This window comes from Neobacillus sp. YIM B06451, from assembly GCF_032667185.1.
Taxonomy (GTDB): Bacteria; Bacillota; Bacilli; order Bacillales; family Cytobacillaceae; genus Bacillus_D.
This window is the reverse complement of the sequence record NZ_JAVFKJ010000004.1, coordinates 286,152-299,974: the sequence shown is the minus strand read 5'-3', so window position 1 is coordinate 299,974 and position 13,823 is coordinate 286,152. Positions and strand designations below refer to the sequence as shown.

Genomic DNA, 13,823 nt, shown 5'->3' with positions numbered 1-13,823 from the left:
TATTGTTTGTTGACGCTTGTTTGTTTAGTTTTCAAGGAACAATGTTAATCATCACCGCGAGTTCCGTTTACTCGGAAACTCACCGTGTCGCGTTGAGGCGACTTTTATAATATATCATAGCCTCGCATGCTGTGTCAATAACTTTTTTATCCGCCGCTTACGAACTGTTAAGTGGTTCGTATCGCAGCGACGGATATTAATATAACAAGATTCCACCTAAAGGTCAATACCTTTTTACTTTTTTAAAATAATATTTATACCGTTATTAACAAACCCTGTAATACCTATGATAAAGACCAGGGCTTTTTGTTTCAACCGGGACCGTCTCAATCAAATGCTTTTCAGCAAGGTACTCAAGAAGGACACTTAAATCAACCGAATAATGAACAAGCTCTTCATCCTTCATTATTTCTCCAATCGTCCAAATATCTTTCTTTTTAAGAACATTTAAAAGATGCCCCGCCCCTACCCGGGTTCTTGAATGAATCAAAAATTCGCTGGCGAGGAACAAAAGCTCAAGCCGTTTCTCCAACGCCTCTTCGCTTGTAACGAGCTCCTCATAAAGCTTAAACAGCTCGGGATCAATTTGCTTTACCTGGTTCCAAACCGTTAATTCGGGATGGAAGCCGCTTTCGATGACCGCAAGGCGCGCCAAATGATGAAGCGAATGGACAACATGGTTATAGGCATCAAGGTATTGGCCATTTTCAAAAAAAGCCTTGCCGTCCAAATAACGGCGGATCAATTTAGCAAATTCTATGCCCATCTTTATTTTTCGGCCATAAAAAGGAAAGTCCCTGAATTCCGTAAGCAAATTTCTTATGTACTCATTTCTGTCGAAAACAACTTTCGCTCCGTAAAGCCATTCGAAAATTTTGCGGTTCGTGCCTAGGAGCATCCACTCCCTTAACTTAGCCTCCGTAATTGTATGAAGGGCGGCTTTTTCTTCTGCATAGGAATAATGTTTTATCGTGATTGGCTCATCGGCTTCATTGACAATCACCAGAAGAATTGCATCAAAAAAATCAGTGGCTGGGCTGTACTTTTCTTTTTTTTCAACCAATAAAATCCCCATAGTATTCGATTGGCTGGCCCTTTCCTGGTATATCGGGCGAAGGATATCTTCCATGGTCGTTCCTCCAAAACATTGATAGCTATAGTTTCGACAATAATTTCTTTTTTTCCTTCCTTAAATAAAAACCATTTTTTCTTCTATCCCAAAAGCGCTTGCCCAAGTTCCACCAAAATCGCTTGTATGGTATAGTTAAGAATCGGGAGGGAATTGCATGGGGAAGTATTCGAGTAAAATTAATAAAATCCGCACATTTGCACTAAGCCTGATTTTCATTGGATTTATTATCATGTATGGTGGCATCTTTTTCCGGACATCACCCGTTTTAATGACAATATTCATGCTCGTCGGGTTTTTGTTCATTATCGCAAGTACGGTTGTCTACTTCTGGATAGGCATGCTATCAACAAAAACGGTACAGGTGGTATGCCCGAATTGCGAAAGGCACACGAAAATGCTTGGCCGGGTAGACATGTGCATGTACTGCCGAGAACCGCTTACACTTGATCCTAATCTCGAAGGAAAGGAATTCGACGAGTCCTATAATAAGAAGAAACAGTAACAAATAACGCCCGGATGCTTATCCGGGCGTTTTGCTTATAATATAAGATTAGTGTGCTTCCTTTAGGGAGCAATCTGGGCATTCCCCATAAATCTCCATCCGGTGGTGTGCGACTTTAAAGCCAGTCACATGGGATGCGAGATGCTCAACCTCGTCCAGGCCCGGATAATAAAAGTCGACGATTTTATTGCATTTTTCACAAATTATGTGGTAGTGGTCGGATGTCTTAAAATCAAACCTGCTGGAGGCGTCACCGTAAGTCAGTTCCTTTACAAGCCCTACTTCCTTAAAAACGCGGAGGTTATTGTAAACCGTAGCGACACTCATGTTTGGGAATTTGCCTTCAAGGGCTTTATAAATGTCATCTGCAGTCGGGTGCGACATGGATTGGATTAAATACTCCAGTATGGCATGGCGCTGTGGAGTCATTCTTACCCCAGATTCTTTTAAAACTTCCAATGCTTCCTTCAGATGTTGCGGCACCGACATGCACCTCTCTTCTATACATAAATTCTTAAATTATAATTGTTATAATTAGTTTATAGAAAATGGGGGCATTTGTCAATATGCCTGCTCATCTACCTATTATCAAATGACTACGATTGGTGCAGAGTTTTTTCCTCTGCCCCAAGTTTCATGTTTACATATCTTGCCGTGACAAAAAGAAGATCGGATAGCCTGTTTAAATAGGCAAGAACCAACGGATTCACCGACTCACCCAGGGATACCGCCTCCCGCTCCGCCCGCCTGGAGACAGTCCTGGCAACATGGAAGGCCGCGCCTGCAGGATGTCCGCCAGGGAGGATAAAATTCGTTAACTGCGGCAATTTCTCATCCCATTCATCAATTCGCTTTTCCATTTCCTCAATATCTTCCCCGGAAATGGACCATTTTACTTCTTTTCCTTCAGGAGTCGCAAGTTCCGCGCCGACATGGAAAAGCTGCGTCTGAATTTTATGATACACGGCATCGATTTTATCCTTCCCGTCAAAAAATTCATTTTTCAAAAGCGAGAGGGCTAGGCCGATTGCGGAATTTGTTTCATCACACGTTCCGTATGCTTCAACCCGCGCATCATCTTTCGGAACCCGGCTTCCGTAAATGAGAGAGGTTGTTCCTTTATCCCCTGATTTCGTATAAATTTTCACGTTAATACCCCCTTGCCAAATCAATTACATTTATATAGCTGCCTTCGTTAGTCCGATAAACCTGGAGATTGTGCCTGAAAATTTCGAGCGACCGGGGCATGTAGTTTTCGGTAATGCTTGATATGTGCGGCGTAACCGTGACATTGTCCATCGTCCAAAAAGGATGCCCTTTAGGAAGCGGCTCCGTTTGAAAAACATCGAGATAGGCATGCGCGATAACCTGCTCCCCCATTACTTTAAGGAGAATTTCTTCTTGGACAAGGTCGCCTCTGCCTATATTAATGAACACTGCAGTATCCTTCATCATCCGGAAATGCTCTTCTTTCAATAAATGTTTTGTTTCATCCGTGCTTGGCAGGACGGATACAATGAAGTCGGCGTCAGGCAAATAGGCTTCGATATTCTCAAATGTATCGGTTTGGTCCGCATCCTGATGAGGCTTGCCGCTTCGATTAATTCCTGTTACCTTCATCCTGAACGCCTTTGCCAGCCTGGCCGTTTCCCCGCCGATGGCGCCAATGCCCAGGATGAGGATGTGTTTTCCGGCAAGCTCCCCGACTTTGACTTTCCTGTCCCATTCCTCCAACTCTTCATTCCGTCGGATTGCCGGGAACTGCTTGACATGCTGAAGCATTGTCCCGATTGTAAATTCCGCCATCGGGATTTTATGTATTCCCCTTGCATTCGTGACGAGAATTTCCCGCTTGGCACAGGCATCAAATGGCATTTTTTCCATCCCGGCTGACATAATCATAATCCATTTAAGCTTTTCGGCTTTTTGAATATAGTCCTCGTTCAAATCTTCTCCGTATGTAACAATGATTTCAGCTTCCGGCAGGTAATCGGCCGCCGAACCAATTCTGCTGAAGTGAATCGTAAAGTCGGGATATTCTTGGCGAATGCCTTCTTGGACGCTTTCAAGTGGTACGAATGTAAACAATATGTTCATAAAAACACCCCTGTTTTTTCCTCAATCATACCATTCCAACAAGATCTTGTAATATTCAAAACTTGTTTCAGGTAAAAAAAAGAGAGCCGGAAATTCCGGCCCTAAATCTAATTATCTGAGGAGGTATGCCCTACTATAACGTATTCGCTCCATAGTAATTTGCATGGACAGTAGCCTTTTCCTGTAAAAATAGGCCTCAGGCGTTTGCCCTGACAAATTCGAGTGCTTCCTCCACATGGCCTTTTACCTTGACGCCGCGCCACTCCCTGGAAATCCTGCCTTCCTTGTCGATGACAAACGTGCTTCTTTCAATGCCCATGTATTCCTTGCCGAAATTTTTCTTCAGCTTCCACACGCCATACGCCTCCGCTACGCTGTGGTCCGTGTCCGCCAAAAGAAGGAATGGCAAATCGTATTTATCAATGAACTTCTTATGCCTGTCAACCGGATCTGGGCTGATGCCGATGACGACTGCATTTACGTCTTCAAAGCTTTTGTGGTGATTGCGGAAATCGCATGCCTGTGTTGTGCACCCAGGTGTCATATCCTTTGGGTAAAAATAAAGGACGACATTCTTCCCCCTGAAATCCGATAATTTTACTTGGCTGCCATCCACTGAAGGAAGGCTGAAATCCGGTGCTGCTGCTCCTGTCTGGACAGTCATCACATTCACTCCATTCATAAATGATTCTGCCTTTAGACTAACCAAATAGGAGAATTAGTACAACTTTTGAGATTGTGGTTACCACGGAGAGTGGCGTGACCACCCTAATCCCTTTCCATCACGGCTCTCGCTACAAAGGCTGCTGGAATTGTATAACCAATTAAGGCTTCGAGAATTGCCACAAACCTGCCAATACCAATCGGCACCACGTCACCATGTCCAACGGAAAAGAGCGTCATAGCGCTAAAGTACACAGCAGTACCCGCCTTTCTTAAAAAGCTCCCGTCCCCTGAACCCCCTGTTTCCGCTAGCACAGGTTCGGAATAAAGGCCAAACAGAAGATACACCATCCCGAAGCCTACAAGAACTGTAAAATAGACCATACCTAAATAGAGGAAGTTTTCCAACGACAGGATGCTGCTCCCCCTCATCCTGTTGGGGACGAACAAAGTCCGAAGGCTCATAAACAGGCATACTCCCGTACCGATCAGCAAAGCAAAATACAATCCGTCCACCACCCAGAAATTGTTTAGCCAGTCTATACTATGCAAACTTGTCCAAGATTAGAGCAGTTATTGATTTAATGGCTTGTTGAATTTTGAAGGTGGAAGATATGCGGAGTCTGATAACCGGAAGATCAATGCTGCTCGGGCTTTAAATCCTCTTTAACGCCTCGAAAAAGACCGCTTTTTCAAAAAAAAGAACCTCCCCTTCAAACAAAAAGCCTGCTTCCGCCAGACGCGAAAACAGGCTGCATATAACTTACCAATCAAATCCCTGCTGTTCCATCTGCTTGCGGAGGCGTTTGATGGCCTGCTGGTGCAGCTGGGATGCCCTGGATTTATGTACGCCAAGAATGACGCTCACATCCGTTAGGCTGAGGTTTTCATAATAAACAAGTGCGAGGGTAAGCTTTTCCCTTTCCGGCAACGAATCGATCATGGAAGCAAGGGCCATTTTGCGCTCCCTTGTCTCAACCCATTCTTCCTGCCTGACCATAGTTTGGTCTTCAACCTGCCTGACTGAGGCGTCCTCGTCCCGGTCGGCCGGCTCATCCAACGACTCCTGGTTGATGAAGGAAAGCTGCATTTGGGTTTGTTCATATTCCTGCACGCTAATGCCGAGATACTCGCTAACCTCTATGGGAGTCGGCCTGCGCAGATGTGCCTGTTCCAATTCCTCGACCGCCTTGCGGATCCGCTTTTCTTTTGATCGAAGGGTACGTGAAACATGGTCCGTCTGCCGCAATCCATCGAGGATTTCGCCTCTTATTCGCTGCACGGCGTACGTTTCAAACTTCACGCCCTGCCCTGGGTTATATTTCAGGCCCGCATCCCAAAGCCCTGTCATCCCAAAGGAAAACAGCTCATTTTCATCTGCTTTGTCCGATAATTTCCTCTTCATTTGGGATACAACCATATGAACCAATGGAATATATTGATCTAATTCCTTTTCGGCATTCCAATTCAATATGCTTCCCCCCTTCAAAGTTTTTTCAGACATCATCATTGCAGAAATTTCGAAAGGCTTCGGATAAAGCCTTTTATGCCGCCGCTTTCCTGCTGGGCCGGGATTCCGGTGACAAACCTTTCGGCAAGCTTTTTTAGCATTGCCGAAGCAGGGGTGCGTGGATATTCGAGATAAAAGGGCACTTGCTTCAACACGGACTTCGTGACATTGGCGTCATCCGGCATGGCACCAAAAATTTTCAACTCTTTATTTAAAAATGACTGGACAGCCATCTTGAACTTCCCCGCGGCTTCCATCCCTTCTCTCTGGTGGGAAACTCGGTTCACAAGGAGGTGGAAGGATAGTGATTTTTTTTGGCTGTGCAGAATTTTCACAACAGAATAGGCATCCGCCATGGATGTCGGTTCCGGCGTCGTGAGTAAGATGATATCGTCTGCCGCCAGATGGCAACGCTGCGCTTCTACCGTAAGACCCGCCCCGGTATCGATTAAAATGATATCGGCGTAGCCATGAAGCTTTTCAAGTTCTTCGAAAAAGTAGTCCCTTTCTTCCCCGGTCATCTGGAACAGGCTATGAAATCCAGAGCCCCCGGCCAGGTATTGCAGGCCGAGTGGTCCGTTTTCCAGCACAGCCCAAATGCTTTTTCGCTCTTTGATCATGTCCATCAGATTGGCCTTTGGCGCGGCGCCCATTAAAATGTCCAGATTCGCCATTCCAATATCAAGGTCAATGACAACAACCTTTTGGCCAAGTTCCATCAGGCATAATGCGAAATTCAAGGTGAAATTCGACTTTCCGACTCCGCCTTTTCCACTCGCTATCGTTACGACCCGGGAGAGTTTCTGCTCTCCCGGCGTGAGGGTATTAGACAATCGCCTTAAATGATAAGCCTGATCCTGCAGCATTTTCATCGACCCCCAACAATTTTTTTGCCATGTACTCAGCTTCGGCGGGCATTATGTCCTGAGGAACTTCCTGCCCCGTGCATATAAAGGCTAAGGGGTACGGATAGTGGTAGGCCATATTAAGGGCTGCACCATAACAGGTCGTTTCGTCCCATTTGGTTAAAATAAGCTTGTCAATGGGAACAGCTTTCATTTGTTCAACGATTTTCTTCATATCTCTCCACCTTGATGTCATGCTTAAAACCAAGTAATTTTCCTGGCGGGTATCGTAACGTAAAAACTGGTTTACTTCATTAATATATTGCCGTTCAAGATAGTTCCGCCCAGCGGTGTCCATGAAGACGACATGGCGGCCTTTCATCGTTTTCATCGCGGTTTCAAGCTCATCTTCCTTCATGACCACTTCGAGCGGGATGTTCAAGATATCCGCATATGTCAAAAGCTGCTCCACTGCCGCAATCCTGAACGTATCCGATGTCAACAGGCCGACCCTTTGTTTTTTCTTAAAAGCGCGGGCTGCGGCGAGTTTGGCTATGGTGGTTGTTTTTCCAACACCGGTCGGGCCGACAAGGGTAATCAAGGACGGTGGGCCGACTGGTACGCTTTTTTCAGGCTCCGATGCCACACCTTCCTGGAAAAGCTCGGTGACTATTTTCAAAATGAGCCCTCCCATTTCTTCCTCGCCAGCTCTTTTTCCCATCTGTTCCGCTTTTTTTACAATATACTGGATAACCTCCTGATCCACTTCCTGGTCCTCAAGATGCTTCATCCATTTTTCAAGTGGCCCCGGGAGCTTCTGCTCTTCCGTGCCGCTTTTTAGCATGGAATGAATCAGGCCCTTCACTTCGGAAATTTCTCTGAGGACTTCCTTATCAGAAATTCCCTTAAGTACTTCCTTTTCTGAAAAAATTTCCTGCGAGACGGCTTCCGCTATACTGGACTCCATCTGGAGGGGTTCCGGCTGGCGCACTTCCTCTTTAGGAGGGCTTTCTTTCGAAATGTCGGCGGCTGCGACCACCTCGACACGCTTTCTTCCAAAAAGCCCGAATATCCCGCCTACCTTTATTTCCTTTGAATTCAGGATGAAGGCACTCGTTCCAAGGTCCTTGAAAATCAGCGGGTAGGCCTCGGTCAGATTATCGACGATATATGTTTTTATTTTCATACCTTCACCACTCCAACACTTTTCACTTCAACGGTCGGTTCCAGCTCATTATAGGATAGGATCGGAATATCATTGAATGCCCGTTCAAGGAGCTGCCTCACGTACATCCTGATTCCGGATGACGATAAAATGACCGGGCGGATACCCATTTCCGCCATTTGCTGGATTGATTCCGTGAATGTCCCAATTAACTGATTCGCAGAATCCGGATCGATTGCCAAGATGTCTCCCTGCTCGGTCCGCTGAATCGACTCCGCCAGCTTTTTCTCGATTGCAGCTCCGACCTGGATCGCATGGATGACCCCATTTTGCACGTGCTGGTACGTCAATTGGCGTGACAGCGACTGTCGGACATATTCGGTCAGGATATCGGTATTTTTCGTATACGACGCATACTCGGCAAGCGCCTCGAAAATGACCGAAAGGCTTCTGATCGATACATTTTCCTTAAGAAGCTTCTGTAGAACCTTCTGGACATCCCCAATGCTCAGGACGTTCGGGATAAGCTCTTCAACCAGTGACGGATGCGTTTCCCTTACATGGTTGATCAGCTGGCTTGTTTCTTCCCTGCCCAGGATTTCATGGGCATATTTTTTAATCGTTTCAGACAGGTGGGTACTGATAACGGATGATGGGTCAATGACCGTATAGCCGAACAATTCAGCTTCATCCTTCTGATTTTCTGTAATCCACAAGGCAGGAAGCCCGAATGTTGGCTCGGTTGTTTCGACCCCTTCGATTCCATGGTCCTCGTCAGCCGGATTCAGCATGAGGAAATGGTCAAGGAGGATTTCACCGCTTGCGACCTGATTGCCTTTTATCTTTATGACATATTCATTGTGCTGCAGCTGGATATTATCGCGAATCCGGATAACTGGGACGACGAGGCCAAGTTCCATCGCAACCTGCCTGCGGATGGCAACCACCCTGTCAAGCAAATCGCCCCCCTGATTCGCATCTGCCAGCATAATTAGCCCAATGCCAAATTCAAATTCAATTGGATCCTCGCGAAGAAGGTTAAAGACATTTTCCGGCCTCCGCACTTCTTCAAGTTCCTTTTCAACTTCATGTTCTTCAAGTGCCGAATCCCCATTCGTCTGGCGTTTCTGGATTTGATAACCAGCGAATGCAAGCAGCCCGGCCATGCTCCATGTAAGGAAAATCCCGATTGGCGTAAACACCCCGAGCAGGGCGATGACCCCCGCAACGATATAAAGTAGATAAGGGTAGGAAAACATTTGCTTCGTCAAGTCATCGCCAAGGTTCCCTTCCGAAGCAGCCCTTGTGACCATGATTCCCATCGCTGTTGAAATGAGCAAAGCAGGAATCTGGCTGACGAGCCCATCCCCAACCGAGAGGATTGTGAATGTATTGACCGCTTCAGATAAAGCCATGCCATGGGTTGTCATTCCGATTGCGAATCCTGCGGTGATATTTATGATCAGAATGATAATGCCTGCAATGGCGTCCCCTTTTACAAACTTGCTCGCACCGTCCATCGAACCGTAGAAATCCGCTTCCTGTTCAACCTTTTTGCGGCGCGCCCTCGCATCCTGGTCATTGATCATTCCTGTGTTCAAATCGGCATCGATGCTCATTTGCTTACCAGGCATTGCATCCAGGGTAAAGCGGGCAGCGACCTCTGCGACACGCTCCGAACCCTTTGTGATAACAATGAATTGAATGATGACTAGAATAAGAAAGACAATAAAACCGACGACTGCGTTTCCGCCGATAACAAAGTTTCCAAATGCTTCAATGACTTTTCCTGCGTGGGCATGGGTTAAGATCGATCTCGTACTCGATACGTTCAAGGCGAGACGGAACAAAGTGGTCAGCAAGATAATGGATGGGAAAATTGAAAAGTCCAGTGGTTCCTTCGTGTTCATCGTAATCAATAGAATCATGATGGACATCGAAAGATTCAATATAAGCAATATATCAAGCATAACTGTCGGTATCGGGATAACCATCATTACAACAATCAATATGACAGCCACCAGGACCCCAAAGTTTTTAAACGTCATTTCGTCACCCTCTACTTGCTTAAAGTTCCTTTAACCCGGTACACATAGGCCAATACTTCCGCTACCGCCTTGAACAGTTCTTCCGGTATTTCTTCGCCAACTGCGACCCCTGCATAGAGCGTCCTTGCAAGCGGCTTGTTTTCCATAATAATTACTCGATGCTCTTTTGCTATTTCCCTTATTTTCAAGGCCAGGAAGTCGGTACCCTTGGCAACGACGACCGGAACGGCCATTTTTCCAGCTTCATAGGCAATCGCAACCGCATAGTGGGTTGGATTCGTGACAACGACCTGCGCTTTCGGAACATCCTGCATCATCCTCGCGCTCGCAATCTGGCGTTGTTTTTCTTTAATTTTCTGTTTGATTAACGGATCGCCCTCTGTCTTCTTGTGTTCATCCTTAATGTCCTGCTTGGACATCCTCAATTGCTTCGCATGTTCGTACCTTTGGTAAACGAGGTCCGCCACCGCCAGTACTAAATAAACGGCCGAAACAATCATACCCATCTTGAAGGTCAGTGCGGCAAGCGTTGATACAATCAGAAAAGGATCCATTTGTGGAAGCTTCAGTACGACTCCCCGTTGGTTCCAAAGGTACAAACCAGCTACCGTCGCGATTAAAATAACTTTTAGAATCGATTTCAACAGCTCGACAAGGCTTCTCATCGAAAAAATCCGCTTCGCCCCGGCAATGGGATCGATTTTTTTCAAGTCCATCTTAATGGACTCACCGGTAATCAAAAAACCGACCTGGGATATGGTTGAAACAATAGCGGCAAGCCACGCGATAAACAGAATCGGCGCCGCGATCAATACCGCGTCAATCAGCATATTTTTAAAAAGAAGGACAGTTGATTCTTCGGTTAAATCCCACAATAGCCCATCCGAAAGTCCGCTCGTGAAAAGCCTAAGTATCCTTGGCCCGGCCAGTTCCCCATAAAACGATAGGAAAGAGAAGGAACCCAGTAGAACCAAGGCATTCGATAAGTCGGTACTCTTGGCGACCTGGCCTTTTTTTCTCGCTTCCTGCTTTTTGCGGGGGGTGGCTTTTTCAGTTTTTTCGGCAAAATATTGCAAGTCGAGCCGTAGGAGCATGATGATCTTCCTTTAGGTCCCCAGAATCTTCAATATACTTTCTATTGAATGGGTCATAGTGCGTACGAGCTTTCCCATCACAAAAAAGAAGACGGGCATCGTAATGAATAAAACAATATAGTGGACAATGAGCTTCACTGGGATACCGACAACAAACAGATTCATCTGCGGTACCATTTTCGACAGCAGCCCAAGTGCGATATCGACCATGAAAATGGTCCCCATTATGGGGGAAGCGATTAATATCGCGATCCAGAACATGTTTTTTGTTATGGAAACGGCTAGTTGGGCCATGCTGCCCGCCGCTCCCGCAGGCAGCCAAAGCTCCGCCGGAATCCATTCGAAGCTTGCCACCGCGCCTTTTAAAAGAATATGGTGGGCGTCCACCGCCAAAAAGAACAAGATAGCCAGTGCATAGTAGAAGCGGCCGGTAATATTCTCCTGAACCCCTGTGTGCGGGTTAAATAGTGTGGACATCGCAAGGCCGCTTTGCATGTCGACGAAGCTTCCCGCGAGCTGAACCGCGTAAACCAGGAAAGCAGTTAGCAGCCCAAGGCTTATGCCTACCGCTGTTTCTTTTAAAACAAGCAGAAGATAGACTGAATCCATTTCCGGAATTACAACCGGCTCAACCACCCCTGCAACCATGACGGTAACAAAAAATGCAATTCCTATTTTAAACTGAGGAGGAATTTGCCGGTCCCCCCAAACGGGCGCGGCCAGGAAGAAACCCGCGAGCCGGACAAAAACCAGGAGCCAAAAAGGCAAGTAAGTCATCATATCAGCCCGCTACCCAATATAACTTGTCAGGTTGGACAGGATATTCCTCGTAAAATCCACCAAATGGGTCAGCATCCATGGCCCAAAGAATAGAAGGCTTACAAATACGGCAACGATTTTCGGTGTAAAGGCGAGAGTCTGCTCCTGGATTTGGGTAACCGCCTGAAAGATGCTGACTGCCAATCCGATAATCAGCGCCATTCCCAAAACAGGAGCTAAAATCAGCAACGTCAGGTAAATCGAGCTTTGCGCAAGCCCCATGATGCTGTCAGGTGTCATAGCAATTCTCCTTAACTAAAACTTACAAACAATGATTTTACGACGAGATGCCAACCGTCCACTAGGATGAAGAGGAGGATTTTAAACGGCAGGGAAATCAATGATGGCGGAACCATCATCATCCCCATCGCCATTAAAACGCTGGCAACAATCATATCGATTATGATGAAAGGTATAAAAATCAAAAAACCCATCTGGAAAGCTGTTTTTAATTCGCTTATCGCAAATGCAGGGACGAGGGCTGTTAGGGGTATATCCTCAATGCTTTCAATCGTTCCTGTATCCCTGTATTCAAGGAAAAGCTTTAGGTCGCTTTCGCGGGTTTGCTTTGCCATAAAAACTTTTATCGGGCCGCTCGCTTTTTCAAACGCCTCTTCCTGGGGCATATCCCCTGCCAAAAAAGGCTGGAATGCTTCCTTATTGATTTCCTGGAATGTCGGCCCCATGATGAAAAAGGTCAAAATCATGCTCAGTCCCATAATGACTTGGGCAGGCGGCATTGTCTGGGTACCAATCGCCGTCCTAACGAATGAAAGGACAATCGCAATCCTCGTAAACGAGGTCATCAGCAACAAGATGCTCGGAGCCACTGAGAGGACAGTCAGCATGAGCAAAAGTTTAATGGAAGTTGCTGTATCTTCCATTGCTCCCGTCCCGCCTATCTCCAAATTGATTCCGGGTATCGGGGTTTGGGCAAAAGCAGTATGATGCATAAGGAAAAACAAGCATGGGACAAGAAAGGCTGCTTTTTTGTATATACCGATTTGTTTCATTTTTCGCCGTTCTCCTTGCCTGATTTTTGCTTGCCATCCTTCAGCTGTTTAAGGAGAAGCTCATTCCATTTTTCCTGTGACGTCTTTTTCAGCTTCGCTCCCCAATCCGCAATCGGGTCACCCTGCTTTTCGGCAACCATTTCAAGAAGGCGCGTTTGTTCCTCTCCTGGGGGTACCATCCTTAATAGGTTGATAGATTCGCCAACCCCAAGGATGTAGAGTGTGTCCCCTACCATCAATAACTGGACTGAACGGTTGTTCCCAAGGGGATGCCCGCCGATTCCATGGAAAAGGCCCCCCCTATTAAGAGGATTCGTCTTTTTGGAAAGGTACCGTAATACAAAATAAAGCAGGGCTATTATTAATAAGAAGGAAAAGATAAATTTCAAGGCGTATGGAAGCACGGAGGTTTCTTCCGGCTCATTTATTTGAACACTTTCATTATTTTCATTTTCGGAATTTTTTTCTAACACATCGTAAATGCTTTTTTCCTTGGCTGATGCTTCGTTTAACGGTACAAGCAGGAAGAGCAGGCCCGCTGCCAGCAATAAAATAGTTTTTCTCCAACTCACAAGTCCTGATCCTCTCACCTGATCTTTTTCTCTTTTTCACGTTCTGAAATTACTTCGGTTATCCTGACTGCAAATTTGTCGTCCATGACGACGACTTCCCCAGTGGCTATCCGCTGATTGTTCACTAATACATCAACATATTCTCCGGCCAGCTTGTTCAGGCCGACGACCGATCCCTTTTTAAGCTCAAGTATTTCCCTAACCGTTTTCTTCGCCCTTCCCAACTCGAATCCCAATTGAAGCGATACATCAGTTAGCATATTGATTTCATTATTTCCCGCAGCCGCTTGTGGCTGTTCAGTGATTGGCGAAAATTGGACTGATTGAACAGAACCATATTGGCTTTTTCTTTTTTCCATTATG

17 protein-coding genes are annotated in these 13,823 nt (G+C 46.1%); 1 reads left to right on the top strand and 16 read right to left on the bottom strand.

What is annotated here, in order from left to right; translation table 11 throughout:
* Positions 1-265: 265 nt before the first annotated feature.
* Positions 266-1,129 (bottom strand): nucleotidyltransferase-like protein, encoded by an 864-nt coding sequence (locus RB160_RS11205; protein WP_316570386.1) that lies wholly within the window; start codon positions 1,127-1,129, stop codon positions 266-268.
* A 157-nt stretch (positions 1,130-1,286) separates the two neighbouring features.
* On the opposite strand from RB160_RS11205, the gene RB160_RS11200 reads away from it, so the two are divergent.
* Entirely contained in the window at positions 1,287-1,634 is a 348-nt protein-coding gene (locus RB160_RS11200) for a YgzB family protein (protein WP_316570384.1), read from the top strand.
* A gap of 48 nt (positions 1,635-1,682) precedes the next feature.
* Here RB160_RS11200 and perR read toward each other — a convergent pair whose 3' ends face one another.
* The 15 genes from perR to fliN all read right to left on the bottom strand — a co-directional run bounded on the left by perR (position 1,683) and on the right by fliN (position 13,819).
* Positions 1,683-2,123, bottom strand: a complete 441-nt coding sequence (perR, locus tag RB160_RS11195) for a peroxide-responsive transcriptional repressor PerR (RefSeq protein WP_316570382.1) — start codon at positions 2,121-2,123, stop codon at positions 1,683-1,685.
* Between the two features lie 107 nt (positions 2,124-2,230).
* A complete protein-coding gene (locus RB160_RS11190) occupies positions 2,231-2,782 on the bottom strand; it encodes a cob(I)yrinic acid a,c-diamide adenosyltransferase (RefSeq protein ID WP_316570380.1) in 552 nt (183 codons plus the stop codon).
* 1 nt (position 2,783) lies between these two features.
* A complete protein-coding gene (locus RB160_RS11185; RefSeq protein ID WP_316570379.1) occupies positions 2,784-3,731 on the bottom strand; it encodes a D-2-hydroxyacid dehydrogenase in 948 nt (315 codons plus the stop codon).
* A gap of 196 nt (positions 3,732-3,927) precedes the next feature.
* Complete coding sequence (bcp, locus tag RB160_RS11180; RefSeq protein ID WP_316570405.1) at positions 3,928-4,395, bottom strand: thioredoxin-dependent thiol peroxidase; 468 nt, start codon at positions 4,393-4,395, stop codon at positions 3,928-3,930.
* Between the two features lie 104 nt (positions 4,396-4,499).
* Positions 4,500-4,910: an ion channel gene (locus RB160_RS11175; RefSeq protein ID WP_396954707.1), complete on the bottom strand. Its 411-nt coding sequence runs from the start codon at positions 4,908-4,910 to the stop codon at positions 4,500-4,502.
* A 247-nt stretch (positions 4,911-5,157) separates the two neighbouring features.
* Positions 5,158-5,865, bottom strand: a complete 708-nt coding sequence (locus RB160_RS11170; RefSeq protein WP_316570376.1) for a sigma-70 family RNA polymerase sigma factor — start codon at positions 5,863-5,865, stop codon at positions 5,158-5,160.
* 35 nt (positions 5,866-5,900) lie between these two features.
* Positions 5,901-6,770 (bottom strand): MinD/ParA family protein, encoded by an 870-nt coding sequence (locus RB160_RS11165; protein WP_316570374.1) that lies wholly within the window; start codon positions 6,768-6,770, stop codon positions 5,901-5,903.
* Positions 6,730-7,935 carry a flagellar biosynthesis GTPase FlhF gene (gene flhF, locus RB160_RS11160; protein ID WP_316570372.1) on the bottom strand — a complete coding sequence of 402 codons (1,206 nt, stop codon included), beginning with the start codon at positions 7,933-7,935 and terminating at the stop codon, positions 6,730-6,732. Before flhF ends, RB160_RS11165 begins: the two co-directional genes overlap by 41 nt.
* Positions 7,932-9,962: a flagellar biosynthesis protein FlhA gene (gene flhA, locus RB160_RS11155; RefSeq protein ID WP_316570370.1), complete on the bottom strand. Its 2,031-nt coding sequence runs from the start codon at positions 9,960-9,962 to the stop codon at positions 7,932-7,934. The genes flhF and flhA overlap by 4 nt, the downstream gene beginning before the upstream one ends.
* A gap of 11 nt (positions 9,963-9,973) precedes the next feature.
* Positions 9,974-11,056 carry a flagellar biosynthesis protein FlhB gene (gene flhB / locus RB160_RS11150; protein ID WP_316570368.1) on the bottom strand — a complete coding sequence of 361 codons (1,083 nt, stop codon included), beginning with the start codon at positions 11,054-11,056 and terminating at the stop codon, positions 9,974-9,976.
* A gap of 12 nt (positions 11,057-11,068) precedes the next feature.
* Positions 11,069-11,836, bottom strand: a complete 768-nt coding sequence (gene fliR / locus RB160_RS11145) for a flagellar biosynthetic protein FliR (protein WP_316570367.1) — start codon at positions 11,834-11,836, stop codon at positions 11,069-11,071.
* 9 nt (positions 11,837-11,845) lie between these two features.
* Positions 11,846-12,115, bottom strand: coding sequence for a flagellar biosynthesis protein FliQ (fliQ, locus tag RB160_RS11140; RefSeq protein ID WP_316570366.1), 270 nt, complete (start codon positions 12,113-12,115; stop codon positions 11,846-11,848).
* Positions 12,116-12,126: 11 nt separating this feature from the next.
* Positions 12,127-12,888 (bottom strand): flagellar type III secretion system pore protein FliP, encoded by a 762-nt coding sequence (fliP, locus tag RB160_RS11135; RefSeq protein WP_396954706.1) that lies wholly within the window; start codon positions 12,886-12,888, stop codon positions 12,127-12,129.
* A complete protein-coding gene (locus RB160_RS11130) occupies positions 12,885-13,460 on the bottom strand; it encodes a flagellar biosynthetic protein FliO (RefSeq protein ID WP_316570365.1) in 576 nt (191 codons plus the stop codon). Before RB160_RS11130 ends, fliP begins: the two co-directional genes overlap by 4 nt.
* 14 nt (positions 13,461-13,474) lie before the next feature.
* Positions 13,475-13,819: a flagellar motor switch protein FliN gene (fliN, locus tag RB160_RS11125; protein ID WP_316570363.1), complete on the bottom strand. Its 345-nt coding sequence runs from the start codon at positions 13,817-13,819 to the stop codon at positions 13,475-13,477.
* Positions 13,820-13,823 lie beyond the last annotated feature (4 nt).